This window comes from Streptococcus iniae (assembly GCF_030732225.1).
In the GTDB taxonomy this organism is placed as follows: Bacteria; Bacillota; Bacilli; order Lactobacillales; family Streptococcaceae; genus Streptococcus; species Streptococcus iniae.
In genome coordinates, this window is record NZ_CP132230.1 from 1,212,199 (window position 1) to 1,239,147 (window position 26,949).

29 protein-coding genes and 1 other annotated feature are annotated in these 26,949 nt (G+C 34.7%); of the genes, 3 read left to right on the top strand and 26 right to left on the bottom strand.

Going from position 1 to position 26,949, the window contains the following annotated elements:
* Positions 1-26: 26 nt before the first annotated feature.
* From Q9317_RS06015 to Q9317_RS06025, 3 genes are all read right to left on the bottom strand, one after another.
* Complete coding sequence (locus Q9317_RS06015; RefSeq protein ID WP_016356042.1) at positions 27-1,223, bottom strand: CapA family protein; 1,197 nt, start codon at positions 1,221-1,223, stop codon at positions 27-29.
* A gap of 81 nt (positions 1,224-1,304) precedes the next feature.
* On the bottom strand, positions 1,305-2,519 hold the full coding sequence (thiI, locus tag Q9317_RS06020; protein ID WP_121791520.1) for a tRNA uracil 4-sulfurtransferase ThiI: 1,215 nt from the start codon (positions 2,517-2,519) through the stop codon (positions 1,305-1,307).
* Position 2,520: 1 nt separating this feature from the next.
* Positions 2,521-3,663, bottom strand: coding sequence for a cysteine desulfurase family protein (locus Q9317_RS06025; protein ID WP_305981523.1), 1,143 nt, complete (start codon positions 3,661-3,663; stop codon positions 2,521-2,523).
* A 208-nt stretch (positions 3,664-3,871) separates the two neighbouring features.
* Here Q9317_RS06025 and Q9317_RS06030 point away from each other — a divergent pair, with 208 nt between their 5' ends.
* Positions 3,872-4,291, top strand: a complete 420-nt coding sequence (locus Q9317_RS06030; RefSeq protein WP_003099920.1) for a DUF6556 family protein — start codon at positions 3,872-3,874, stop codon at positions 4,289-4,291.
* Between the two features lie 36 nt (positions 4,292-4,327).
* Here Q9317_RS06030 and gorA read toward each other — a convergent pair whose 3' ends face one another.
* The 6 genes from gorA to Q9317_RS06060 all read right to left on the bottom strand — a co-directional run bounded on the left by gorA (position 4,328) and on the right by Q9317_RS06060 (position 10,197).
* Positions 4,328-5,683 carry a glutathione-disulfide reductase gene (gene gorA / locus Q9317_RS06035; RefSeq protein ID WP_003099922.1) on the bottom strand — a complete coding sequence of 452 codons (1,356 nt, stop codon included), beginning with the start codon at positions 5,681-5,683 and terminating at the stop codon, positions 4,328-4,330.
* A 75-nt stretch (positions 5,684-5,758) separates the two neighbouring features.
* The gene (locus Q9317_RS06040) at positions 5,759-6,676 is read right to left on the bottom strand and encodes an L-lactate dehydrogenase (RefSeq protein WP_003099924.1); all 918 of its coding nucleotides are present in this window, start codon (positions 6,674-6,676) and stop codon (positions 5,759-5,761) included.
* A 28-nt stretch (positions 6,677-6,704) separates the two neighbouring features.
* Positions 6,705-7,046, bottom strand: coding sequence for a YlbF/YmcA family competence regulator (locus Q9317_RS06045; RefSeq protein ID WP_003099926.1), 342 nt, complete (start codon positions 7,044-7,046; stop codon positions 6,705-6,707).
* A gap of 56 nt (positions 7,047-7,102) precedes the next feature.
* On the bottom strand, positions 7,103-8,269 hold the full coding sequence (aroC, locus tag Q9317_RS06050) for a chorismate synthase (protein ID WP_003099928.1): 1,167 nt from the start codon (positions 8,267-8,269) through the stop codon (positions 7,103-7,105).
* A 93-nt stretch (positions 8,270-8,362) separates the two neighbouring features.
* A complete protein-coding gene (aroD, locus tag Q9317_RS06055; protein ID WP_003099930.1) occupies positions 8,363-9,040 on the bottom strand; it encodes a type I 3-dehydroquinate dehydratase in 678 nt (225 codons plus the stop codon).
* Complete coding sequence (locus tag Q9317_RS06060; protein WP_305981524.1) at positions 9,037-10,197, bottom strand: class I SAM-dependent rRNA methyltransferase; 1,161 nt, start codon at positions 10,195-10,197, stop codon at positions 9,037-9,039. Before Q9317_RS06060 ends, aroD begins: the two co-directional genes overlap by 4 nt.
* Positions 10,198-10,331: 134 nt before the next feature.
* Here Q9317_RS06060 and Q9317_RS06065 point away from each other — a divergent pair, with 134 nt between their 5' ends.
* Complete coding sequence (locus Q9317_RS06065) at positions 10,332-12,506, top strand: LTA synthase family protein (protein WP_003099933.1); 2,175 nt, start codon at positions 10,332-10,334, stop codon at positions 12,504-12,506.
* A gap of 118 nt (positions 12,507-12,624) precedes the next feature.
* Here the strand turns inward: Q9317_RS06065 and rplT are convergent, their stop codons facing one another.
* The 5 genes from rplT to Q9317_RS06090 all read right to left on the bottom strand — a co-directional run bounded on the left by rplT (position 12,625) and on the right by Q9317_RS06090 (position 15,134).
* Positions 12,625-12,984: a 50S ribosomal protein L20 gene (gene rplT / locus Q9317_RS06070; RefSeq protein WP_003099934.1), complete on the bottom strand. Its 360-nt coding sequence runs from the start codon at positions 12,982-12,984 to the stop codon at positions 12,625-12,627.
* A gap of 55 nt (positions 12,985-13,039) precedes the next feature.
* Positions 13,040-13,240 (bottom strand): 50S ribosomal protein L35, encoded by a 201-nt coding sequence (rpmI, locus tag Q9317_RS06075; RefSeq protein WP_003099936.1) that lies wholly within the window; start codon positions 13,238-13,240, stop codon positions 13,040-13,042.
* A gap of 40 nt (positions 13,241-13,280) precedes the next feature.
* Positions 13,281-13,811 carry a translation initiation factor IF-3 gene (gene infC / locus Q9317_RS06080; RefSeq protein WP_003099938.1) on the bottom strand — a complete coding sequence of 177 codons (531 nt, stop codon included), beginning with the start codon at positions 13,809-13,811 and terminating at the stop codon, positions 13,281-13,283.
* Between the two features lie 13 nt (positions 13,812-13,824).
* Positions 13,825-13,948, bottom strand: a sequence feature (ribosomal protein L20 leader region).
* A gap of 23 nt (positions 13,949-13,971) precedes the next feature.
* Positions 13,972-14,652, bottom strand: coding sequence for a (d)CMP kinase (cmk, locus tag Q9317_RS06085; protein WP_003099940.1), 681 nt, complete (start codon positions 14,650-14,652; stop codon positions 13,972-13,974).
* A 14-nt stretch (positions 14,653-14,666) separates the two neighbouring features.
* The gene (locus Q9317_RS06090; RefSeq protein ID WP_003099941.1) at positions 14,667-15,134 is read right to left on the bottom strand and encodes an SAG1386/EF1546 family surface-associated protein; all 468 of its coding nucleotides are present in this window, start codon (positions 15,132-15,134) and stop codon (positions 14,667-14,669) included.
* A 46-nt stretch (positions 15,135-15,180) separates the two neighbouring features.
* Between Q9317_RS06090 and Q9317_RS06095 the strand changes: the two genes are divergently transcribed.
* Positions 15,181-15,378: a ferredoxin gene (locus tag Q9317_RS06095; protein ID WP_003099943.1), complete on the top strand. Its 198-nt coding sequence runs from the start codon at positions 15,181-15,183 to the stop codon at positions 15,376-15,378.
* Here the strand turns inward: Q9317_RS06095 and Q9317_RS06100 are convergent.
* The 12 genes from Q9317_RS06100 to Q9317_RS06155 all read right to left on the bottom strand — a co-directional run bounded on the left by Q9317_RS06100 (position 15,365) and on the right by Q9317_RS06155 (position 26,947).
* The gene (locus Q9317_RS06100) at positions 15,365-15,853 is read right to left on the bottom strand and encodes an EbsA family protein (RefSeq protein WP_003099946.1); all 489 of its coding nucleotides are present in this window, start codon (positions 15,851-15,853) and stop codon (positions 15,365-15,367) included. The genes Q9317_RS06095 and Q9317_RS06100 overlap by 14 nt on opposite strands.
* Before the next feature lie 25 nt (positions 15,854-15,878).
* Entirely contained in the window at positions 15,879-17,102 is a 1,224-nt protein-coding gene (gene pepT, locus Q9317_RS06105; protein ID WP_003099947.1) for a peptidase T, read from the bottom strand.
* 208 nt (positions 17,103-17,310) lie between these two features.
* The gene (locus tag Q9317_RS06110; RefSeq protein WP_003099949.1) at positions 17,311-18,348 is read right to left on the bottom strand and encodes an acyltransferase family protein; all 1,038 of its coding nucleotides are present in this window, start codon (positions 18,346-18,348) and stop codon (positions 17,311-17,313) included.
* A complete protein-coding gene (locus Q9317_RS06115) occupies positions 18,332-19,171 on the bottom strand; it encodes an NAD-dependent epimerase/dehydratase family protein (RefSeq protein ID WP_003099951.1) in 840 nt (279 codons plus the stop codon). Before Q9317_RS06115 ends, Q9317_RS06110 begins: the two co-directional genes overlap by 17 nt.
* Before the next feature lie 18 nt (positions 19,172-19,189).
* A complete protein-coding gene (locus tag Q9317_RS06120) occupies positions 19,190-19,984 on the bottom strand; it encodes a glycosyltransferase family A protein (protein WP_003099952.1) in 795 nt (264 codons plus the stop codon).
* Between the two features lie 55 nt (positions 19,985-20,039).
* Positions 20,040-21,005: a glycosyltransferase gene (locus Q9317_RS06125; RefSeq protein WP_016356045.1), complete on the bottom strand. Its 966-nt coding sequence runs from the start codon at positions 21,003-21,005 to the stop codon at positions 20,040-20,042.
* Between the two features lie 11 nt (positions 21,006-21,016).
* Complete coding sequence (locus tag Q9317_RS06130) at positions 21,017-22,276, bottom strand: lipopolysaccharide biosynthesis protein (RefSeq protein ID WP_003099954.1); 1,260 nt, start codon at positions 22,274-22,276, stop codon at positions 21,017-21,019.
* Entirely contained in the window at positions 22,269-22,628 is a 360-nt protein-coding gene (locus Q9317_RS06135) for a DUF2304 domain-containing protein (protein WP_003099956.1), read from the bottom strand. Before Q9317_RS06135 ends, Q9317_RS06130 begins: the two co-directional genes overlap by 8 nt.
* Positions 22,628-23,353: a glycosyltransferase family 2 protein gene (locus Q9317_RS06140; protein WP_003099957.1), complete on the bottom strand. Its 726-nt coding sequence runs from the start codon at positions 23,351-23,353 to the stop codon at positions 22,628-22,630. The genes Q9317_RS06135 and Q9317_RS06140 overlap by 1 nt, the downstream gene beginning before the upstream one ends.
* A 48-nt stretch (positions 23,354-23,401) precedes the next feature.
* Positions 23,402-24,712 (bottom strand): DUF2142 domain-containing protein, encoded by a 1,311-nt coding sequence (locus Q9317_RS06145; protein ID WP_003099959.1) that lies wholly within the window; start codon positions 24,710-24,712, stop codon positions 23,402-23,404.
* Positions 24,713-24,747: 35 nt separating this feature from the next.
* Entirely contained in the window at positions 24,748-25,728 is a 981-nt protein-coding gene (locus tag Q9317_RS06150; RefSeq protein WP_003099960.1) for a glycosyltransferase family 2 protein, read from the bottom strand.
* The gene (locus Q9317_RS06155; RefSeq protein WP_003099963.1) at positions 25,721-26,947 is read right to left on the bottom strand and encodes a rhamnosyltransferase WsaF family glycosyltransferase; all 1,227 of its coding nucleotides are present in this window, start codon (positions 26,945-26,947) and stop codon (positions 25,721-25,723) included. The genes Q9317_RS06150 and Q9317_RS06155 overlap by 8 nt, the downstream gene beginning before the upstream one ends.
* Positions 26,948-26,949 lie beyond the last annotated feature (2 nt).

Sequence of the window (26,949 nt, forward strand, 5' to 3'; positions counted from 1 at the left end):
TGCCTTTTAGAGTATTCAAGTTGTGTTTACCAGTTTAAATTGACATGATCTGTCATTTCTTTATAAGCAATATCGGCTTTTTCTTGTGTCTTAGCATCAATCTTTTTACGGTATTTACCACCTTTAATAAAATCTTCTAAAACCAATGTTCTATAATTGAAAAGTTCATACCCTTTATCATTGTAAATCCCTTTTGATTTTGCTAATACCATGGTTGGGTGTGCTTTTGCTGTTTTAATTCTAGTATGCTTACCTTTTTTCTCGAAGGTAACATCCATCAAAAGCCCTCTCTCAGTCCAAATATCGTCAACAGTCTCAAGGCGTTGATTGGAAATGAAATTTCCCATAGAATAAATGATCAATTTTTTTTGACCATTTTTTGTAATGGTTTCGGATGGTTCTACCACGTGAGGATGGCCACCAAGAATTAAATCCGCTCCCCAATCAACCATTTTGCGGTAAAGAAGCTTTTGGTCTTCTGTTGGTTCCAAGGCGTACTCAGTTCCCATTTGGGGCATGACAATAGTGACATCGGCTAGTTTTTCTGCTTTTTTGATTTCTTTTTTTATTTTTTCAGGGTCTAAATCAGACATATGACTGTCATATTCTGTTTGAGACAAATTGCCTTCCATACCATTATAACCATAAGAATAGCCTAAGATAGCAATTTTAATGCCATTAACCTTTTTAATTAAAAACTCTTCATCGTTTCTATTTTTTTTATAGACACCAATACTGTCAATACCTCTTTTTTTGAAGACTTCTTTCGTATTTAAAGCACCGGCTAAACCAGAATCTAAGATATGATTATGGGCCAAATCAACTACGTCATAGCCCGTTTCCTTAATAGCGTCAGCAATATCAATTGGTGCATTAAAGAGGGGATAACCTGCCAATGGGTATTCTGAACTAATTGTCCCTTCATAATCTCCAATTGCTAAATCTGCTTTACTGATATGCTCTTTAACATATTCAAAATAGGGAGTAAAATCATATTTTCCTGGTGATATCTGAGCACTTTCATAAAGCACATCGTGTATTAAGATGTCACCATTTGCTACTACACGAGCAGTTTTACTGACTTCTAGCTTCTTGGTCTGATTGTTTTTACTTTCACGGCTTTGAAAACCCAAGACATCATAGACAAGAGAAAAAAGTAAAATTGCTGCAATGATGCTTATTATATAATAAATTACTTTTTTAATTCTTTGTGTTTTTTCCAATTGAAAGCCTCCTTTTCTCCATTATAGCATTTTTAGAAAGCCTTTTCCTTAAGAAAAAAGAATTCCTTGGGAGAAATTCTTTTATAATAAATCATCAATTAAATCAGAAACAGCATCATTCGCAACTTCAGGAGTGATTTCTGTTACCATAATACCAGCTACTACTCTTTCTACTAAGCCTTCAATATCAAAACGTTCTTCATATTTTTCAACATTTGATAATTTAGGATTGGTTTTAGGACGATCTGGTGCAAAAATAGTACAACAATCTTCAAAAGGTTGTATGGAAATGTCAAAGGTATCAATCGCTTGAGCTATTTCAATGATTTCTAATTTGTCCATTGTAACTACCGGTCTTATGATGGGTGTTGCAGTTACAGCATTTATAGCTTGCATGCTTTCAAGGGTTTGACTAGCAACCTGACCTAAACTTTCTCCATTAATAATAACTAAGGCATTACGTTTTTCGCGAAGAGAATCCGTAATACGCATCATAAAACGACGTGTTAATGTCATAAGGTAAGCTTCAGGCGCTTTATTCTTGATTTCTTCTTGAATTTCAGTAAATGGAACTTCAATAAATTGGATATTGCCACCAAATCTTGTTAAGCGACGTGTTAAATCTTGCGCTTTTTTTAAGGCACCTGGACTTGTATACGGTGGGCTTGCAAAATGAACAGCCTCTATATCAACACCACGCTTAAGGGCTAAATAACCTGCTACTGGAGAATCAATGCCACCAGATAACATGAGCATTCCCTTCCCAGAAGTCCCAACTGGTAATCCACCAGCTCCTTTAATCTCTTCATGCGAAATATAAGCTGCTTCGTCTCGAATTTCAACTTTTAGATTAACATCAGGATTTTTCATTTGAGCTTTTATCTCTGGTAAAACTGTAAAAACAGCACCACCTAAAGTCTGATTAAGTTCACGACTATCTAACTCAAAGTGATGGTCACTGCGTTTACTTGAAATCTTAAAAGTCATTCCGTCATGATAAAGGCTTGTCATAATCTCTTGAACAGCAGAAATAAGAGTTGGCATATTTTTCTCAACCTTATACACTGGAGCTAAAGCCTGAATCCCAAAAACTAATTTAAGTGAAGCAATAACAGCTTGTGGATCTGTACCGTTTAAAAAGACATGTGTTCTATCTCTATCTGAGTGAACCGTGATATTTGGGTAAACGGAAAGAATATCTTGAATATTGCCTTTTAATTTATTAATAAAACGCATGCGATTTTTGCCTTTGGTTGAAAGTTCGCCGTGACGAACCATAATTTCTGAATAATTCATGTTATCTGACTTTCTGTGTTTTTTGATAAATCTGTTTAAATAAGGTTAGGAACTGTTCAACTTGACTCATGTCATTATCATCATCCATACTAATTCGAACTGCTGTTTCAGCTTGTTGTGTAGGTATTCCCATTGAAATCAAAGTTCCTGCAGGTTTTCCTGCTTTAGAAGAACAAGCACTGGTTGTTGAGATATAGACCGAATGATTCTCAAATGCATGAACGATAACTTCACCACGAACGCCTTTTATTCCAAAAGTTAATATATTGGGAACAAAATTATCCATTTCTGAAAATAAAGTAACATCAGCATAATCACTAAGAGCTTTATAAAGAACTTCTTTCATCGCTTTTAATTTTTTTAATGATTGTTCTTCTTTTTCAAGGCTAATTCTTAATGCTTTAGCCATACTAGCAATTGCAGCAACATTTTCTGTTGTTGACCTAAGATCATCTTCTTGACCACCTCCATGCAATAATGGCGTCAAGCGTTTTCCTTTTTTCTTATAAAGGAAGCCAACACCTCTTACAGCGTGAAACTTATGCCCTGAAAAAGAGGCAAAATCCACCCGCTCAGTTAAATAGCTATTAAGGGGTATCTTCCCAATAGCTTGAACAGCATCAACATGGAAAGAAATTGTAGGTTTATCCATTAGTAAATTTGAAATCCCTTGAATATCTTGAATTGATCCAATTTCATTATTCACTGCCATAACAGACACCAAAATTGTATCCTGACGAATCAAATTTTCAAGTTGCTTCAAATCAACAAAACCAGCTTTGGTTACAGGTGCAAAGAATACTTCAAATCCCATTGTTTCTAGCCATTTGGCACTTTCTTTTATTGCCGGATGTTCAATATCAGAAACAATAATATGCTTTCCAAAAGAGGCTTTTTCAAAAGCAATACCTTTTAATGCCCAATTATCACTTTCTGTTCCGCCAGATGTAAATAAAACTTCTTGCGGTAAACACCCTAGAAGATCCGCTATTTGCTTACGGGAAGCTTGTAAAATTCTTGTCGCATTACTTCCCAACTCATGTAAACTAGAGGGGTTCCCAAAAATTTTTTGAGAAACCTCTTGAAAAGTTCTTAGAGCTTCTGGATAGGGAAGTGTTGTTGCTGAATTATCAAAATAAATCATGTGTCACCTTATCTTTTTTCAATCATTCTATTTTAACATAAAATTGTCAAAAGAAAAAATAGCTGTGACTTTTCAGTTACTCCGTCACTTTGAAGTAAATAATTGACTTAGATTTCCATCAAGCTTATACTATTTAAGTAAACTTTTAAAGTTTTTTAAAGGTTAAATAGCTATAATAGAATGAAACAAAGACAGAAAGAGGACTGAGATGACAAGTCACTATTCACGAAAAAATAAAAGACCATCAAAATCTGAAATTCCTACTAAACACATCAAGGCAGGTCTTACAACACTTCAAAAAACCATCGCATTGGTTGGTAGTATTTTAAGTATCATTGTAGCAACAATAACAATTACACGCGCCTTACATCCTGAAAGAGAGGATAAAAAGGAATCAAATACCGGTCAGCCAACCTCAACCATTGTAAAAATTATTGAAAAAGAAAGTTCTAGTCAACAAAAAAATGACAGTCAAACAGAACTTCCAAGTAACACAGGTCAATCGTCATCTTCTTTACCATCTGAAACGCCTGCTACGCAATCAAGCCCTACAACTTCTTCAACACCAGAAGTTCCACTTAATCCTGAGGAGGCAGGTACTTCAAGCTCATCAAATCAATCACATTAAAAATCTACATGCAGTTAGTCATGCATGTAGATTTTTTTAACGCATGGTGACAAATTCTTCAGCACCAGTTGGATGGATAGCAACGGTTTGGTCAAAATCAGCCTTTGTTGCTCCCATTTTGATAGCTACTGCGAAGCCTTGAATCATTTCATCGACGCCATAACCAATACCATGGAGACCAATAACTCTTTCATCTGCTCCTTTTGTAATTAACTTCATCTGACATGCCTGTCGATGCTTAGTAACAGCCGTATACATAGAAGTGAAACTTGAGCGATATACCTTGATATTTTCCTGACCAAATTCAGCAATAGCCGCTTCTTCACTCAAACCAACCGATCCAATAGCTGGATGACTAAAAATGACTGTTGCTACATTTTGATAATCTAAGGCGTCATATGTCTTCCCATTGAAAAGTCGTTCTGATAATTTACGCCCTGCAGCAACAGCAACAGGCGTCAAAGCAAGTTTACCATTAATATCACCAACAGCATATATTCCAGGGATTGAGGTGTTTTCATAACTATCTGTCTCAATGTAACCATTTTTTGTTAGTGTGATACCTAGTTTTTCTAAGCCGAAATTTTCTGTATTGGCTTTCCGTCCAATTGCCCAAATCAATTGATCGACTTCTAGGATTTCCCCATTTGCTAAGGTCACAAGAAGTGATTTATCAGCAGCCTCTTCCACCTTTGATACTTGACTGTAGGTATGAAGCATTGGACCAGATGTTGACATTTCAGATAGTAGACTAGCAATAATATCCTTGTCAAAAGTTCTCAACGGACGGTCATGTCTGACTAGTAAATGCGTTTGTGAACCAAGTGAATGAAGAACACCAGCTATTTCAACTGCAATGTAGCCAGCACCAACAACTGCTGTTCTTTTAGGAAGTTGATCTAATGCAAAGAAGCCATCTGAAGTGATTCCTAACTCAGCACCAGGAATATCTGGAATAATTGGTCTACCGCCTGTTGCTATTAAAATATGAGGTGCCCTATAAAGATTACCTGAAACTTCTACCGTGTTTTTATCCTCAAAACGAGCATAACCAACAAGAAGTTCTACCCCATTTTTTACAAAACCATTTCTATAGGACTGATGAATACGATCGATATAAGCTTCTCTATTTGCTTTTAGTCTAGAAAAATCAAATGTAAGCTGGTCACTTGTAAATCCATAATCAGCAGCATATTTGGTTAGGCTATCTGCAACCTGCGCACCATACCACATAACCTTTTTAGGCACACAACCTAAATTGACGCATGTTCCTCCAATAGACTTAGCTTCAATTAATAATACTTTTGCGCCATGAATTGCAGCACGATTAGCTGATGCGATCCCAGCACTACCTGCTCCAATAACAATATAATCATAATTTTTTACAGTCAAAACTGTCCACCTTTCTGTCGCCCTTAATCAACTTTCACTAGAAAAACTTGAAAGTGAACTTTCAAGTTTTGTGACTTATTGTAAACTGCTTGCAACCTTTGCTTTAATAAAGTCAGCAGAAGCTTGCAATTGTTTTTCCTCATCATCCGTCAACTGTAATTGTACTTGCTCTATAATACCGACTCTTCCAACAACTGCTGGGTAAGATAAATAAGTATCGAGTGGCTCGTAGTAATTAGACACAGGTAATTCTTCATGGCTATCCGAAATCACCGCTAGAGCTAAGCGAATAGCTGCACTTGCAATCCCATAATTGGTATATTTTTTGCCAAAGAAAACACGGTGTCCACCAATAATAGCCTCCTGACCAAGTTGAGCCAAATCATCGGCTGATGCTATTTCACTTATCCTATTCCCTTTAACCCTTACTTGACTCCATGCAGTAAATTGAGAATTTCCATGCTCACCTAGATTGTAGCCAAAAACACTTCTTGGATCAACTGAAAACTGTCGACCTACTGCCCGTTTCATTCTTGCAGTATCTAATAAAGTACCTGTTCCAATAACTTTTTGCTTAGGTAAGCCTGTATAGGATTGAAAAAGGCTTGTAATCACATCAACTGGATTTGATATGACAATAATTACCCCAGAAAAGCCAACAGCATTTAGCTGTTCAGAAACATCTTTGACCTCAATTGCATTCCCCAATAACTCTGCAAAACGATCAGCATCCGGATTATCTTGAAGTTTAATATCACCTAAGGCTGAAATAACAATTTCAGCATCTGCTAAAGCACGATAATCATTAACAACAATGTTGGCATGATGATTTAAATTAGCTAATGCATCCTGAAAATCAAGGGCATCTGCCTCAACTTTTACTGATTTTTTATCTATAAAGACATAATCATCAAAAGCACCTTGAGCAATGAGACCATGGGCAATAGCAGCCCCTACATTTCCCATACCTATAATTCCAATTTTTCGACTCATCTCTCTCCCCTTGCTAATTCTAAAGAAGTTATTTAACTAAATCATTTAAGGGACCAAAAACAATACGTTCAATGTCTGAAACATAAACAGACAGTTTTTGTTGCGCATCAAAATAAGCCTTAATAACAAGGTTTCCTTCAATTTTTTGACCTAATTCTTGAATAGCAGTTTGCTCTTCTTGTGATGGCATTTGGCCGGTTTGCATCAGCGTTTGAAGTTTTTCTTGCATGGCTACAAATTCATCAAAAAGCATTTTTGCTTCTGAGTCCTCATTGATTGCCATTTTAGCATCTTGAACTGTTTTATATTCTGGTAGCGCACGAATGGCTCTTTCTAATTTGTTAGCATAATCATAAATTTCTTGTGACATATGGTTCTCCTTTAAGTTTGTGCCTTTATCTTATCAAAAAAAATGCTATCTGTCTTTTAATAACTACGAATATAGTCACGGTAACTTTCAAGTGATGTTCGCAAGTCAACCATATTATCAGATGGAAACTTGTCTAATATTTCACTTAAAATGACAGTAGCAATGACATTTTCCATCACTACTCCTGCAGCTGGCAATGCCGTAGGATCAGACCGTTCAACGGTCGCTCTTTTAGCTTGGTGTGTTTCGATATCAACAGACATCAATGGTTTATATAAAGTTGGAATTGGTTTCATAACAGCTCTAATTACCAAAGGTTGACCATTTGTCACTCCTCCCTCAAAACCACCAAGATTATTTGAAGCTCTACTATAGCCAGACACTTGATCCCAAATAATGTCATCCATGACTTCAGATCCTTTCTTACTAGCCATATCAAATCCCATCCCAAATTCAACACCCTTAAAGGCATTAATAGACACAACTGCTTGGGCAATTTTACCATCCAATTTTTTATCCCAATGAACAAAGGACCCTAACCCTGCTGGCAGACCTGATACAATGGTTTCAAGTTTGCCACCAATAGTATCACCTTCTTTTTTGATGCTATCAATATAAGCTTTGATTTGTGCCTCTTGTTTGGGATTAGCAATTGACAAGTCCGACTTAAATGCCGTCTTTTGAACGTCAGCTAAACTTGCTTGCTCACAAATCTCAATCCTAATGCCTCCAAAGACAAGGACATGGTTCAGAAAATAAATATCCAAATCAGCCAATACCTTTTTAGCAAGAGCTCCAATAGCAACACGCATTGCTGTCTCTCTTGCAGATGAACGCTCCAAAGAATTGCGTAAATCATCATATCGGTATTTCATTCCTCCCACTAAGTCAGCATGACCTGGCCTAGGTTGAGTAACCCTTCTCTTGCTCTTAACCTTATCAGTAACCGTCCCGACAGCCATAATATCCAACCATTTCTGATGGTCTTTATTGATAATGGTTAATGTAATTGGAGTACCCGTCGTTTTTCCATGTCTGACACCCGATGACAAAATGACTTTATCGTTTTCAATTGACATTCTAGCCCCACGACCATAGCCACCTTGTCTTCTTTTAAGTTCCTTATTAATATCTTCTTCTGAAAGGTCAAGACCAGCTGGAATCCCCTCAATTATTCCGGTTAACGATGGTCCATGAGACTCACCTGCAGTTAAATACCTCATTTATTCTCCTTTAATCCTTTCACAACGTATTCAAATGACAATAAAAGCACCATTCTAAAAACCTTAGAATAATGCCTCCATTTCTATATATTTTTAATCTGCATCCAAAATTTGAATAACTTTTTTCATATCATTTAAAGATACTTGACCCGGTGCAAGAGGGGCATCCATTGATACAAAGGTCCATGATGACCCAACAACATCTCCAGATAAGCGGGAAATGCGTCCAAGCTTGCCCATCGACATGGTTGCATAGGTTTGTTCAGGATTCAATGCCTTAAATCCTCTGGTATAATTCATCAAGTCCAAAACATCCTGTTGGCTTTTAGGCATCACCGCAATTTTAACCACACGTGGAGCTAACTTGGTCATTTCAGAGAAAGATTCCATTAGGTTCTCAGGTGTCTCTTCAAAGTTATGATAAGACAAGATTAAATTAGGAAAATCCAACATTTCATTGAAGACAGCCTTATGGGTAAAGTATTCGAAATCAATATAGTCAGGGTTGTAAATAGCATTAATGTCTTTAATGATTGAGATATACTCCTGATCACTTAATGCAATATGCCCACCTTCTTGAGTGGTTCTAAGGGTAAAGATAATTTCCCTTCCTGAAAATTTTTCAAAAATGGCTGGCGCAACAGTTACAATTTCTTCCATTGGAAGGTAATCAGCTCTCCATTCAATTAAGTCAACACCTTCATATTTTGAGACATCGATAGATTGAGCTTCTTCTAAACTTGTTGGCATTATTGGAGCTACTATTTTCATTTTTCTACCTTTATTGTAAATACCTTTAAATAATTACTTCTTTCATCCGCTTTATTGACTGAAAAATCAGTCGGCAACTGTTGCAAAGTCATTTCAGAAATGTCTTTATCAAAAGCCTTGAGAATCTGTTTCTTAAACTGTTCTTTTGTCATATTAGAAGCATTTGTTGATGCGATAATTTGTCCATTAGGCTTTAAAATCTCTAAAGCCTCAGCAATCAACTTATGGTAATCTTTCATGACTGAAAAAGTTTTCTTTTTATTGCGTGCAAAACTTGGTGGATCAATTACTATTATATCAAATTTTAATGCTTTACGCTTAGCATATTTAAAATAGTCAAAAACTTCCATAACCACAAGCTGGTGATTTGTCATTTCTAAATGGTTTGCTTGAAAATGAGCTTGGGACAATTCTCTTGATCTTTTAGCTAAATCAACTGAAACGGTTTGACTGGCTCCTCCCATAGCAGCAGCTACAGAGAATGCAGCTGTGTAAGAAAAAAGATTTAAAAGGCTTTTTCCAGCAGCCATTCCATCAGTCAATCCCTTACGAACATCATGTTGATCAAGAAAAATGCCTGTCATTAAACCATCGTTTAAAAAGACCTGGTAAGCAATGCCGTTTTCTAAAATAAGAAATGGTTCTTTGACTTCTTCTCCATAAAGGTGGGCTGATTCATAGTCCTCTCCTTTAAAGCGAATTTTTTCATATGCACCTTTTAGGTCAGGATAAACCTCTTTGAAAGCCTGAATGATAATTGCTTTTTCTTGATAAACAAAGGTGTTATACCAAGAAAATAAGGCAAAATCATTGTAACGATCTACAGTGAAACCTCCAAAAAAGTCTCCATCTTGATTAAAAAGACGATATGCTGTATCAGTATCAGAATCTTCAAAGCTTTTTCGTTTCAGCCTTGCTTTTTGAAATAAATCCACAAAAAAAGATACGCTTAAGTTTTCAAGCTTCTTAGGAAGAACCCAACCTAGCCCCTTGTTTTGTTGAGATAAATAAGCAGTTCCTATATGCTGATTGCTTTTTGAATAGAGTTGGACCAGTTGGTCTATTGTTTCTAAGTCCTTGAAATCTTTTTCATCTAGTAATTGAATACCAGATGCAATTCTTTTTTGGACAAAAGAATTAATATAGAGTTTATTCATAACAATTATTATAGCAAATTCTCTAAAATATTCCTACTAAATTTAAACTAATAGCAAGCAAAAGGCGCTAATTTTTGATATAATTTACTTTGAGATTTTATCTTTAGGAAAAATATGATGAGGATGTTCCTACTGTGAATAAATTAAAAACACTTTTAACTACTTTTGTAAATACAAGGTTAGGATTTGTATTTACATTACTCTTCGCCTACTGGCTGAAAACACTTTGGGCTTATAACATGGATTTCTCACTTGATTTAGGAAACCCTTATCAAGTCTTTTTAACCATTATTAACCCTGTTCCACTTGCACTTCTATTACTTGGCCTAGCCCTATACATAAAAAACACCAAGACCTTTTACATTACTGCTTGGGTTTGCTATGTCCTTGTTAATCTCTTATTAATTTCAAACGCTATTTATTACCGTGAATTTTCTGATTTTATTACAGTCAGCGCCATGTTAGCTTCAAGTAAGGTATCAGCAGGTTTGGGTGATTCTGCATTAAACCTCTTACGCATTTGGGATTTGATTTATATTATTGACTTCATTATTTTAGTTTATTTATTTAGACGAAAATTCATTAAGAAAGATAAACGTGCCTTTAATAAACGTGCCGCTTTTGCCATAACAGCCTTGTCTTGTCTTTTAATGTCCATCAACCTCTTTCTAGCAGAAATTGATAGACCTGAACTATTAACCCGTGGTTTTTCAAATACTTATATTGTTCGCGCCCTTGGTTTGCCTGCTTTTACACTATACAGTGGTAATCAGACCTATCAAGCACAAAAAGAGCGTAACGATGCTACAGCAGATGAATTGGTTGATGTTAAAAATTATGTCAAAGAACATTATGCTGCACCTGATCCAAAATACTTTGGAATTGCTAAAGGTAAAAATGTCATTGTCCTTCACTTAGAGAGTTTTCAACAATTTATTATTGACTACAAATTAAAAGCCCATGATAAAGAATATGAAGTTACCCCATTTTTAAACTCACTCTATCATTCTAATTCGACCTTGGCATTCTCTAATTTTTTCCATCAAGTTAAAGCTGGAAAAACATCTGACGCTGAGACAATGATGGAAAATTCTTTATTTGGTTTAAATAGTGGTTCCTTTATGGTTAACTATGGTGGAGAAAACACACAATACTCTGCTCCCACCATCTTAGCTCAAAATGGACACTATACCAGTGCAGTCTTCCATGGTAATGTAGGTACTTTTTGGAATCGTAACAACGCCTATAAACAATGGGGTTATAATTACTTTTTCGATTCAAGTTACTTCTCAAAGCAAGATAAAAATAATTCCTTCCAATATGGCTTAAATGATAAATACATGTTTAAAGATTCTATTAAGTATTTGGAAAGAATGCAACAACCATTTTACACTAAATTCATTACTGTAAGTAACCATTACCCCTATACAAGTCTTAAAGGTGAAAAAGATGAGGAAGGTTTTCCTCTGGCAGAAACCGATGATGAAACAATCAATGGATACTTTGCCACCGCAAACTATCTAGACACTTCAATCAAATCATTTTTTGACTACTTAAAAGCTACTGGTCTATATGACAACTCGATCATTGTAATGTATGGTGATCATTATGGAATCTCTAATTCAAGAAACTCCTCACTTGCTGGACTTCTTGGAAAAGATCCTCAACTTTGGTCTGAATATGACAATGCCATGCTTCAACGTGTCCCTTATATGATACATATTCCTGGTTATTCAGGAGGGGGTATCCACCAAACCTTCGGGGGTGAAATTGACGCCTTACCAACACTCTTACACGTCTTAGGAATTGATACAAAAAACTATGTTCAATTAGGACAAGATTTATTATCACCACAAAACAAACAAATCGTTGCTCAAAGGACTTCAGGAACATATATGACTCCTGAGTACACCAATTATAGTGGTCGCCTCTATGCAACTGCAACTGGTGCTGAAATCACAAATCCCGATGAAAAAACACTTGAAAAAACTCATGCCATTCGAGAGCAAACCTCACGCCAACTTTCTGTTAGTGATGCTGTTCAAACCGGTGACTTACTTCGTTTTGATTCAGAAAACGGCTTAAAACCTGTTGATGCAACAACATTCATCTATACTAAACAACTAAAACAGATGAAAGAGATCGAAAAAGAACTCGGAAGTAAATCAACTAGCCTATATAGTAAAAATGGCCATAAATCTACACAAAAACACTTCAAAGCCCCTTCTTATTTGGAACTAAACCCAGTTACTGAAACAGAGAGCTCAACAAGTTCTTCTTCAAGTTCAAGCCAAGAAAAAGAGAAATAAGTTAAGAATAAAAATAGCAACCTTTAACAGGCTGCTATTTTTATATGCTATTATCAAAAACTGATAAGCTATCTTAGAATTTAAAAAACCGGTGACAAGTCACCAGTTATTGTTAAGCTTATTTAGCAAGTTTAGCTTTCGCTGCATCTGCAAGTGCTGTAAAGCCAGCAGCATCTGTAACAGCTAAATCAGCAAGCATTTTACGGTTTACTTCAATTTCAGCAAGTTTCAAACCATGCATCAATTGTGAATATGATAAACCATTCATACGAGCAGCTGCGTTGATACGTGTAATCCACAATTTACGGAAGTCACGTTTCTTTTGACGACGGTCACGGTATGCATAGTAATAAGAATTCATTACTTGTTCTTTTGCAGTACGGAACAAGATATGTTTTGATCCATAGTAACCTTTAGCTAATTTTAAAACACGTTTACGACGTTTACGTGCAACAACTCCACCTTTAACACGAGCCATTTATATTTCCTCCAAATAATTCTAATAATTCTAGTAAATGTTTACAATAGGCTTTTTATTTAAGACCAGTAAGCATTGCTTTAATACGTTTGAAATCTCCTGAGCTAACCATTGTAGCTTTACGTAGATGACGACGTTGTTTTTTAGTTTTTCCGTGGAAACGGTGTGATGTAAAAGCGCGGAAGCGTTTCAAACCACCTGAACCTGTACGTTTAAAACGTTTAGCTGATGCGCGGTGTGTTTTTTGTTTTGGCATTTTAGTATTCTCCTCTTAACATAATATCTAACAGTGACAATTACTTCTTGTCAGTCATCGGTGCAAGTTGCATAAACATTTGGCGACCATCCATTTTTGCTCTTTGCTCAATGATAGCAATATCTTGAGTTGCTTCAGCAAATTCAGCTAGAACCTTTGCTCCAATTTCCTTATGAGTAATCATACGCCCTTTAAAGCGGATAGAAACTTTAACCTTATTTCCTTTTTCAAGGAATTTACGGCCATTACGAAGTTTTGTTTCAAAGTCACCCTTATCAATAACAGGACTAAGACGCACTTCTTTTACAGTTACAACACTTTGTTTTTTGCGTTGTTCCTTTTGTTTCTTTTGGTACTCAAATTTGAACTTTCCATAGTCCATAATTTTGGCAACAGGAGGGACAGCTTGTGGCTGGATCAAAACCAAATCAACATTTGAAGCATCTGCAAGTGCCTGCGCTTCAAGAAGTGGTTTAATTCCTAATTGTTCACCTTCTAGACCGACTAGACGAACTTCACGTACGCGAATTTCATCATTAATGAATAGATCCTTTTTAGCTATGATCTTCACCTCTTTATTTTTTTAGAGAAAAACAAAACGAACTTGATTTCTCAAGCCCGTACACATAATTTCCTAGAAAGGATTTTAACATGTGGGCCAGACAACCGTAGTCGCAAGGCGAGAAGTTCTCACTTCTGCTTTTCTCATTGTTACTAGTTTACCATAAGCCTTAGGCCATGTCAATCAATTTTTCTGCTTTTTCTTGAATAAAATTAACAACGCCCTCAATACCGATACCTGTTGTATCAAAAACAATAGCATCTTCTGCTGCTTTTAAGGGAGACACTGCTCTGTGGCTATCTTTGTAGTCTCTTGCTTCAATTTCTTTCTTAAGAAGCTCTAAATCCGTTTCAATCCCCTTTTCAAGGTTCTCTTTATAACGTCTTTGTGCTCTTTCATCAACAGAAGCAATTAAAAATATCTTAAGTTCTGCATCTGGTAAAACAACAGTGCCAATATCACGCCCATCCATAATAATAGCCCCATCTTTAGCAATACGTTGTTGTTGCTTAACCAATTCTTCTCTAATTTCTGCTAAAGCAGACACCCAAGACACATTATTTGTTACGTCATTTTGACGAATAGCTAAAGTAACATCTTGGTTTCCAAGGAAAACAAGTTGGCTACCGTCACTTCCTTTTTTAAAAGAGATCGGATGCTCTGACAACTGATTTAAAATAGCAGTCACATCTGATGCGCTATAATGATTTTTTAGTGCAATGTAAGTAGCTGAACGGTACATGGCTCCAGTGTCTAAATAGGTGTAGCCAAGATTCTTTGCAACAATCTTGGCTACAGTACTTTTTCCACTTGAAGCTGGACCATCGATAGCAATTCTAATGGCTTTCATAAATTCCTCTTCAATTAATTAATATAAACAGCATCCCCTGGATTAGCATACCAATACCCTTGTGTCATATGGTCTGGATTCAATGCTTGAAGTTGTTCTACAGTAATACCTGCTCGTCCTGCAATGGAGGCTGCTCCTTCTCCAGCTAAAACAGTGATTGTCTCACCTTTTTTCACTTCTGAACTAGAAGGTGTTGTCTCTGTTGTTGCTGCTGTTTCTTCACTTGATTTACTTGTTTTCGGTGTAGATTTCTTTTCAGTTTTTGATGATGATACCCCATAAAAACCGCTTGTATCTGTTTGTTTATCACCACCACTATTTGATGTGTAAAAGAAGATAAATAGTATACCAACAATGATAACAAAGAATACACTGAGTAAAGCTGTTAACCAAGGTGTGCTTAAAAATGCAACCCTACTTCTATTAACCCTTGTTTTCTTTGAATCATTAACGATTTTTTCTTCCCATGGTTCATTGGCCATGATTCTCCCCCTTGTTAAATTAACAAAATCATATTAAAATAATAGTATGAAAGTAACTATTATCCCAGAAAAATGCATTGCTTGTGGTCTATGCCAGACCTACTCTAGTCTGTTTGACTACCAAGATGATGGCATCGTCAAATTTACAGATTCAACTGATACCACACAAATCGTATCAGCTGATGATTACGATTCACTTTTAGCAGTTAAATCTTGTCCTACCAAGGCCCTTACAATCCAGTAAGTGTCTTTTTTTCATCCTTGTAAACTTCAAAATAATCAAGATTAATAAGATTATCAACAAGTTCTACTTCACCTTGAAAATACGGGTTTAAAACCAAGGCATCTAAAAAATATTTTTTGGGCCATTTTCTCATGTAAAAAATATAGTGTTTATCTTCAACAAAAAAACAAATTGTTGATTTAGTGACTTCTACTTTTGTTACTTTTGAAATCTCAATTTTACGTGGTCCAAATAGTTTTAAAGAAACAACTCTTAGAATTCCATTATTTTCAATAACGAAATAGCGATGAAAACCAACACCTACTAAAAAGGCAAATAAAGCAAATAAAATAAAGACACGACTAGGGATTTCTGTTCTCTCATAAAGCATTGATAAACCTATAAAAATAGGAGCAATAGCAATTGACCAATAAATAATCGACCATGATAGTTCCGGTTGCCAGTGGTATCTTATTTTACCAAAAATTTTTATCATTCGATATCACTCCCCAATTTTAGTATTAGCTTTTTTGAACAATGCCCAAAATGACATTGACAGCTTCTTGCATCGTTTCTAAACTAACAAACTCAAAACGACCATGCATGTTTTCACCACCTGCAAACAAGTTCGGTGTCGGAATTCCCATAAATGAAATTTTAGAGCCGTCTGTACCACCGCGGATTGGTTCTATCAAAGGCTTAATACCTAAATCTTCCATAACCTCTTTGGCAAGGTTAATTGGTGTCATATCCTTTTCAATAACTTTTTTCATGTTATAATACTGATCATTCATAGATACAATAACACGTTGTGATCCCAATTCTTGGTTCATTTGATTAGCAATAGCCACAACAAGATTTTTACGATTTTCAAAAGCTTCATCTTCGAAGTCACGAATAATATAGGATGCGTGAGCTTCTTCGACTGTTCCTGACATGCCATGTAAATGATAAAACCCCTGATATCCATCTGTTTTTTCAGGTCTATCTGTCTCAGGCAGTTGACTATGGAAATCCATAGCCAGCTGAAGGGCATTAATCATTTGTCCTTTTGCAGTTCCTGGATGAACATTACGACCTAGAAACTTTAGGTCTAAACCAGCAGCGCTAAATGTTTCAAATTGTAACTCACCAAGGGGACCACCGTCAACTGTATAAGCAAAATCAACATCAAAATCAGTAACATCAAACTTATCAGCACCAACACCAATTTCTTCATCTGGACCAAAAGCTACCATAATATGACAATGTTCAATTTGAGGGTTAGCCACTAAATATTCAATTGCAGTCATGATTTCAGCAATTCCGGATTTATCATCGGCTCCAAGCAGTGTTGTGCCATCAGTTGTTATTAAGGTTTGACCATGGTAATGATTAAGGTTTGGAAAGTCTTCTGGCCTTAACGAATAACCTGACTGACCTAGTTTAATAGCTTGCCCCTGATAATTAGCAATGACTTGCGGATTAATCTGTTCAGCATTGAAATCAGCCGTATCTATATGTGAAATAAAACCAATTTTTCGCTGTAAGTGACTGGCATTGGCAGGTAGTGACCCAATCAAATATCCGTTGGTTGGATTGTAATGCACGTCTTGAAGTCCAATGGATTCCATCTCTGGTTTTAAAACCGTCAAAGCAAAGTCAACTTGGCTTTGTGTACTAGGAACTGTTTGACTATCGGGATTACTACGCGTATTAATTTTGACATATTTTAAAAATCTGTCTAAAAGTGTTTCATAAATCATTTCTCACCTCAACATATTATCAGTATTATTATAGCATAAAAAGACTTGAAATAGCTAAATTCTTCTGCTTTTCAAGTCCTTATTTTAAACTATAATAGCTTTGTAGTAAGATAAGATTCCAGAAGCAACCCCTTGCGCCAATTTTTCTTGATAGGCTGTAGAATTGAGGGGTAAATGGGTTAACAAACTATCTCTATAAGAGCGTATTTTAGTGCAACCTTTCAAGCATTCTTTTTTCAGCCCAATAGTAGATAACATATCCTACTACAATTGAGCAAACACTAGCTAAGCCAATATTTAAAAGTGGCAACATCTTACCGCCAAAGAAATAGACAATCGTTTGTTGTATTGGGAAAGCACACAGGTAAATCCCATAGGAAAGATTTCCTAACTGTCCCATTTTTTGACTGATTTGTTTCATTCCAAATGATAAGTAAATAATAAGATATGGAAAAAAAACAAATAAACCGAGCCATGCCATATGTATGACAACTGTAGTTGTAAATCCAATCAAAGAAATCAGAAAAAATAACTTGGTGATTGGTATATTGTTTTTATAGACGTAATAGCAGACACCAACATAGAACATAAAAACAGGCTGTGAAAAATTTCTAACCAAAATAAGAAACGGCAATTGTGATAGGTTGATAAAGGTAAATAACACGAATACAGGAAGAATGGTGTAATATAAAACTTTTTCTTGTGTTAGCTTCAGTTTAAAAGCAGCATAAATTGCCAAATAACATGCAAATTCAACTGGAAGTGTCCATAAGGCACCATTTACGACATTGCCATAAGTATTACTAGAAAAAAGGCCTGGTAAACTATGCTTAGGAAGCAATACGGCATTCATAAAATAAAGCCAAGTATCTTTAGACATAAAATAGTTTCCAATGGTTAGAGTTGTCAGGAAAGGGCCTAAAATAAACACTGTTATTAATACCACAAAAAATAGGGGTGGAAATATTCTGATAAGCCTTGCTTTAAGATAATTGTTAAAATTTGGTCTTCTTTCAATACTCCTGTAAATAAGAAAACCACTGGCGATGAAAAAGACTGCCACCGCTAAATTACCAAACGTCAATGTGTTCCCCGATAGACTAGCAAGTGGATCCAGATGCTTGCGGCCTAAAGATAAAGGATAGGCATGGCAAATAATAACAAAAAGGGCACAAATAAACCGAATAAGATTTAAATTCTGACTTTTTTTAGAGACTTGCTCTGCTAAATTATTTTTGATTTTCATAATTCCTTAAAATAGCCTTTATTTTTGTATTATCGCCCCAGATTGCAGGTGAATCATACTCTCGTTCTGGAAAAACACCAAATTCTGGTTTGATTGATAAGTGATGCGTTTCAATAAACTGACTAACCTTATCGCCAATAGAAACAGGTTGCCCTGAGCAACAGTTAATAATACCTTGAATATCATCTTGAACTGAGGCTAGAGCAATTTGATTTGCTAATGCATCAACTTCTAAGAAATCATATTTGTTTTTTCCAGATACAAATGGAAACGAGGTTTTCCCTTCTTTATCCATTGCAATAATCTTTGAAAAAATAGAATTATTATTTAAGTCATCTCCAAAAATATAGAATGCTCGTAACCATGTTAGCGTCACATTGGTATCTCTCAATAAGAGAAAAACAGCATGTCTTAAGGTATCTTTTGCAATACCATATAATGACATCGGGTTTGTTGGTGTATTTTCATCAATTGCTCCTTCAAAATACCCGACTTCATGCATTGTTCCCATTACAGAAAGGTGTTTAATTCCTGAGTCAACCATTTTTTTGATAAAGGCATAATGATCATAAAGCATTTTCAAATGACTATCAGAATTATGAATAAAACCATCTTTCCATGCAAGATGAATACAAACTTCAGGACTATCTAGCAGTTCAAAAATATTATCATCTTTAAAAATATCAACTGTTTTGACAATAGCTCTACTATCAATTTTATCTGTTACAAGGTCTGTTGCAACAACATCATGACCTAAGTCAATCAACCGAGAAACTACATGCCTTCCAATATAACCATTTGCTCCTGTTACTGCAATTTTCATTTTAGTTTACCTATGTCCTTATATTTTATTGCTCTTTTCACTTTGTGCATAAACCTTATTAATAAGGTTAGCAATCGGCCTTGGCCAAAAAAGTGATAAAATTTCCAAATCTTCTTTTTGTCTGATGTTATCCCCGAGGTTTTTTGAAGTTGCAGACTCTGCATAGATGCGATGCCCTAATAATGCTTTATTAATATATACAAAACTACCATTCTTTTTAGACAAATCAACCCAAGTTTTGTAATCACAACTGTTAATAAAGGTAGTATCAAAAATACTTTGACCTGCCAATGGCTTATTGAAAGTTACTGCTGGACAACAAATGGGACAGCCCAAAGAAAGAATGGCTGATTTAAAAAATTTAGTATTTCTAAAAGATTTAACAAGCATCGGACTGTTCAACAAATGCTTAATCATTAACAGTAAGTTTTTGCTCTCTTTTTTGCCTAATTTTATTTCATAATAGTTTGTATAACTCATAATCGCGTTTGGATTCTGATTAAGTTCTTTCAAGGTTTCTTCTAAAAACTCAGCTTCATAAATATCATCTTGGTGAGCTATCGTCACAAGTGGTGTAGGTGCCATATCGTAAGCCCAATTCCAATCCGCTCCTGCATTTTTAGGAGTTGGATTTACAAACATTTCTAGTTGGTATTTTTGGCAAATTCCTTCAATAAACGCATTTGGTGTTGATGTTGAAATATAGACATCACTTTTTACAGTCTGATTCAGCAAAGATACTACTGTATCTTCTAAGTGCTTATTCTCTTTATAGGCACAAATAACAAAACAATGCTCTTTAGCACTAAACATTAAACTTTAACCAACTTTCTTTAACTTTCCAATTTTCTTTCAAATTAAGAAACTACTATTTCTTACAATAGATTTTAGCAAATAAGGGAAGTAAATGACTTTTTTCTAAACATGAAAAGATAAACATAATCACCTTAACATTGAAACGTTCAGCTTTTACTTTTGAATTAAATGGGCTCATATGTGATTCCAAATGATTTTCTTTTAGCCAGGACAAAATACGTGTATGCTCTTCTAAAAAGACTTTACTTGAAGAAGCTTTCCCTGAAAACAGTAAATAATACATGTATGACTTTTTATATAAAAATGTCACTAGATCATTTGGCTTGACGTCTCGATGAATACAAGATAGTAAATAGAGAAAATCAATATCTTTTCTAATCCCTTGATGATCTGTTCGAGTTGTACTAGCAGGATTCACATAATTATTATAACCTATATAGGACATTGTACTCACATTTTTAGTCTTAGAAAATGCAACTGCATTAAAATGAATGTCTTCCATTGTATAATCAATGAATTTTAAAGAGTGGCTATCTAAGAAAGCCTTTTTAAAAATTCGCGTGTATGGTGTGGTAATGATATATTGAGACCAATTGTCCCCTGAAGTATCATCCAATACAATTTGGCTAACCACTTTCCCTTGATTATCAACCATTCTTAAGCTACTAATAACAATATCATTTCCTGTTTTTACAATTTCTTGATATAAAACGTCAAGATAGTCAGAATCAAGATAATCATCAATGTCAACAAAGACGATATAGTCACCACTTGCAGCATCTAAACCAGTATTTCTGGCTATTGATGCCCCACCATTTACTTGATCGATAACTTTAAAATTAGAATGATGTTCTTCAAATTCTTTTAATAACTGTAAGGAATTATCTTTAGAACCATCATTGACTAAAATTAATTCAAACTCTTGAAAAGTCTGCTCCAATAAAGATTGAATACATTTAGAAATGGTTTTCTCTGCATTATAAACAGGAACAATAACGGATATTTTGGGGTTTATCATAATTTCCTCTTTCATTTTAGTGACAATAATCCATTTGATTTAGCATGTTCATCTTTGATAAGTTGTCTATATTCATAGTAAAAATACCCATAGATCAGTGAGAAATGAAGCAACATAATCATAAAGTATGCATAAATTGCACCATGAATATGATAAGCTGTGACTAAGTGTTTTGCTAAAAATAACCCGACTAGGGAACTCGTTGCAAATAGGAATATTTGAGGGGTAGTTTTTCTCATGGTTATTAGAACTGTTGAGTAAACAGATGCACAGGAATAAAAGAGAGCACCCGCAATCACAATTAATAAGTCAAAGCGATAAGCTGAAACGTCGACACCATAAAGAAGATTCAAAACAGGTATTCCTAAAAGAAAGGCCCCTAAAAGAGCAATGATATCAATCATAAGTAAAGCCAGACTAATCTTTGTAGTTGTTTTTTTCAACTCTTTGTATTTGTGATTGTAAAAATATTCAATTAACTGATTTAACAAAGGTTGAACAATGTATTGACCGCATAAGCTAATGATGGTTGCAGGCATAACAATGATATTAAAGACGGCCTGAAATTGATTGGCCAATTGCTCATCAATAACATATTTTGAAACATTAACAATATAGATTGATAGGAATGAAAAAATAAAGATGGAAAATCCTTTTTTAAACAACGCTAAGGTATTCTTTACCTCTATTTTTTCAAAGGTCATTATTTTGTTGACATTTGGAAAGTCATAGCTAAAAATAAAAATAAGGTTAACAAAAATAATTGATAGACAAGCAAGTACTAGATTTTTTGTTAATAAATCAACTAGCAAGAATAGAAATACAGCCACAAACGACTTCCAAAATAAGGAAATCCCTGCAATGTAGAGTAACTGTTTTTTTTGCAAATACCCATACAAAGTGTCGCTAAATGCTTCTAATGCCTTATAGATCGTCAAAGCTAAAATCACAATCGATTTTTCCAGATGATAACCTTTGGCATACACATAGACAATTGCAACAAGTACCATCAGTGAGGCTGTCCAAACTTTATGCACCAAGTATTCTGAATCACTTGTTTCATTATAAATATCAGAAACTTGAAAAGTTCTTCCAGCATAAAGTCCAATAATGAACCACAGTGATGCTAAAGCAAAAGAAAAACCAAATACACCCGCATCATTAATTCCATTTATTCTGCTTACAATGATAAGAAAAAATAAGGAATTAAAGGAATTGAAAGTTATCCCTAAAGTGTTCCAAAAAGCATTTTTTTTAATATTATCAATCACGCTTGTTCTCACTTTCAAGTTTAGCAATTCTACGGTTTGATAGTGATAACTCTTGTGTTAAAGCAGTCAATTGTTCTCTTTGTTTTGAAAGTTGAACCGTTTGTAAAAACGTAATAACCAGTAAAAATAAAACTGCTAACGTTAGCAAAAAATTTGAAATGAGGGCAAAACCGAACATCTTAGTTAAAAATGCAGGAATCACGTCAAATATCGAGATAATAATCATTATGATTGCAATAACAATCCACATAAATGCTTGATCAAACAAAATATTATTTTTATTAATATTTCTAAAAATAAAATACAAGAATAGAATTGATGTCACCAACATAACAAGTGATAAAATGGACATTATTCCGTCTCCTTCATAAATGCTGCAATTAAGATAGATGAACACACTTCCACCATATAACGAATGGATTTAATGGCAGTAATTGATGATTCTCCACCTTGTCGTTCAAACATGTTGGCAGGGGCTTCTACCACACGATACTTTCGTTTCAAAAGATGAACTGTAGACTCAGGTTCAGGATACTTTCGTGGGTAGCGTTTGGCAAACTCTTTGATAACAGGTCTATTAGCCAAACGGTAGCCAGATGTTGTATCAAATACACGTTTTCGTGTTGTTAACTTTATCATCATTGAAATAATTGTAATCCCGAATCGTCTCATAAAACTTGTCTGAAACTCTGATTTATCCTCACCAACAAATCGTGAACCAATAACCATATCTGCCCTATCCTTAATAATAGGCTGCACCAAATGATTTAAAGAATGAATATCATGTTGCCCATCCCCATCAAATTGTACAGCAATATCATAATCATGCTGCAAAGCATATTTATAACCAGTTTGAACAGCCCCTCCAATACCTAAGTTCATAACAAGATGGACAGCATTCAAACCATTTTCTTCTATAATTTGCTTGGTTTTATCTGTTGAACCATCGTTAATCACAATGTAATCCAAGTCAAAATCGACTTGCTCTTTATAATTATTAATGTTGGTTACTGTTTGTAATATACTTGCCTCTTCATTATAGGCCGGTATAATAATTAAAACACGTTTATGATTCATTGTATTCTTTCTATAGAAAATCGTCATTTATCTCAAAATTTCCATTAATTAAACCCAATAATATAACATTATCAAGATATTGTATATCACATAGTTAAAAACAATAGTTCCAAGAACTAAGGGTACAAATAGTTTTTTATTTAAATAAAAGTTAAAATAGTTTTTCAAACTCATAAATAAAGGAAATAAATATAAAAGGAATGGTGTAAAATATCTTCCTTGTGCACCAACAGATATATTGGCATTTTCACCTAACATTTTGGGAGTCCAAGCAAAGTACATTGTAATAATAATAACCACTACTTGAAGAAGAACCATTATAAAAGATGAGATACCAACTTCTTTAGTTGTCACATCATTTAAATGACTTTGAGCTTCCTGTAAGAAAACTATGGTAAGAACAAAAATATTAAGCCAAATTACCCATGCTGGCATTTGAATAACCAACATACCAAAAAAGCCAAAGACACCTGTGGTTAGAACATTATTTAAATCAGGATTCAAATTATTAACAAAAAGGGTATTGAAAATCATATGAATAAAATGAAGCACACTTGTTCTTTTAGAAAGAACAAAAGTCAATACAATTAAACATAATAGCGTTAAGAGCACTACTATTTTCAAACGATTTCGTTGCCAAAATTCTAATATCGGGTTTAATTTATTAATGTATGGCCCTTCAAATCTAAAATTAATAAATCCAATCAAGGGGAAAAGCAGCAAGTTATTCGGTTTCACTGCATACAATAAAATAATTAATAAGAGATAACCGAAAAGTTTTTTCCAAGTAACTTTTTTGTCAATCATTAAGTTAATATAGCAAACAAAAAAACTGGCAATTGCAACAAAATTGAGAACGTCATAAGAAAGTGATCCCGCCTGATGTATCATCATTGGAAGTAATGAAATAAACATCAAGGTATACTTTCCAACTTTAATATACTTAATCAGATAATAAATTGCCAATATATAGATAAAAGCATTTGTAATCCTACCGGCTGTAATAATAACTCCGGCTGAAGGGTAAATCATTTTTCCGATTACCATACCAATCAGCTGAGGGATATGCCTAATATTTACAATACTAAATTTTAATCGCGTTTTTTCTTTCGAAAAATCAATTTTTTGTGTAAAGAATTTCTGATAACCTTTAAAATTGATGGCTTTATCAGCTGGCTGCTTATTTTCAATACCAGTCCCTTGAAGCCAGGTATGTTTTTGAGGTTTTTCTTGATAGACAATATCCCAAGCAAAATGGGCATGAACCCGCTCATCAGGAACTTGTGTTACTGGCATAATCAAAATTGATAAACTAATCAATAGTGACGCCAGTAATAAATACATTTTTTCAACCTTCATTACTGTTTTAAACTCCCAAAAATTCTATTAATAGCCTAAATCTCTTTTCTTTTTTCCAATGAGTATTTTGACTGTTCACTTGTTAAATCAACCTGATTAGCCAGCCTCATTCCTCGCCATTTCTCAAGATGGAAGAGAGGATTGATGGCCAACCAATACAATTTGCGTTTCCATGAATAATCCTTATCAGAAATAATGTTCATGGCATCTTTTACGGATGCTTTTGCAGCTTGTCTCAATACTGTTACCATTGAAATCTTGGTGGTTACACCACTATTTAATCGAACATTATAAGTTTCATCAAATATACGACTCTTATACTCTGAGAGTAAAATATCGTTAGAGTGTTCAACAACTGCTTGGCTGTTATAAGCTTTCATAAAACCTGCATCAAGAATGTCCTTACCATACTCATAATCTTCTGAATATGCAACATGACGGTAGCCAATTTGATTAACCAAAAAGTCTCTTGGTGCTGCCGAGCAGACATCACTATAAAAGGACTCTTTTGTATATTTGCCTTTCAAATTTTCATCATCACGTGTCCAGATTGTCAGTGCATCTGCAACACCTTGCTCATTAAAAACAGCGTTAATATCATATTTCATTGCAGGAAAACAGCTAAGTCTTGGTTTTTGTTTCCCAAGTACGGCAACTATCTTATCATTAAATTCAAAAGGTTTTACCATTTCACTCAACCAATTATCATTGGCAGGAACTGCATCCTGACTCAGATAAACCATATATTCTGCACTTGATTCTTGCGCAGCCATTTGACGTGTCGCACCGTGAGAATAGTCTGATTTTTTTAATTGAATCAGTTTTAAGTTACCATATTTCTCAGCAAATTTCTCAATAATCGCAACTGAATTGTCTTTTGATTCCGAATTTGTAATGATAAGATCCCATAAAAAATCGGTTTTTTGGGCATACAAAGCTGTTAGCGTTTCTTCTAAATGATCATTTTCACCATTATAAACTGGAATAAAAACAGTTGCCTTTAGCTTATCAGTCATTGATTACCTCACGTCGAATGATTTCTTCAACTTTTTGATAACTTGCTTCCCAAGAAATCGTATCGTATTTTTGACTAATTTCATTAGCATAGTCATCAATATTAGCGCGCTCAACAGCTTTACAAAGTTCTTCTGCTAAAGCTACAGGATAAGCTTCTGCATAGGCGATGTCATCATTGTCACCTAAGACCATTGTATTATTGTCTCCTGAATTCATCACTGGAATACAACCCGCTACCAATAATTCTAGTGGTAATAAAGAAACATTTGTTAAAGATAGTACTAAGCAGGCAACACTTTCATGATAAATATCTGCTAGTTCTTCTTTATTTAATATTCCTCTATCAATAAAGTCAAAAGGGATATCGTAGTTAGACATATCTTGACCAAAAAATTCAATATCATACTCTGGATGTTTGTCTTTAAAAATCTTAAGGGCCATCACCCCAAGTTCAAAACCTCGGCGTTCTGTATGAGCACGGGCATAAAAAGCAATTTTCTTTTTCTTTTTAAGTACTTGTTTAGGTTTATAAATATCAGTATCTGCCCCAAAATCAAAGAAATCGGCATCCATTTGGTAATCTTTTAATTTATGGGTTAACCACTTCCCAGCTGTCACACCGTAAAATCCAAATTTATAAGTAGCTTCTGCTAATTTATAGCGTGATCCTACTCCATAGAAAATCGGCTCGAAATCTTGAACGAAATAAAATTTATGAAGGTTCTCACCTTGTAAATTAAAGACGGCATAGGCCGTTTCCCAACTGGTGGCAAAGACCAAATCTTGATTTTTAAACTCTTCTAATCGATCAACCTTGACATCAATACCGTATGCCTTTGAGAAAATTTCTTGAGCTTCTTTTGGAGACTGGTCAATAGTATTGTTATGATAGATGTAAAAAGTGATATGATGCCCTTTAGATTGTAAATACTTTACAAATCGTGAAATAGTGGTATGCCCACCACCACCTTTTCCAACAGGTGGGGAAACCCAAGCTATATTCAGCTTCTCTTTTGAAATTTTAGAAGGTTTTTGATAAGGATTATTGATGTAATCAGCTTTAGCAATATCTTCTAATTGTGGCATAATTGGGATTCGATTTAAATCGATTTTGCCAGCTTCTTGTTGATGAGAACCACCTTGTAAACGATGACGAATTTTTCTCAAGGTAGCACGACCACCTTCATCTTTATAACTTCTGATAATTTTTGTAATCATTT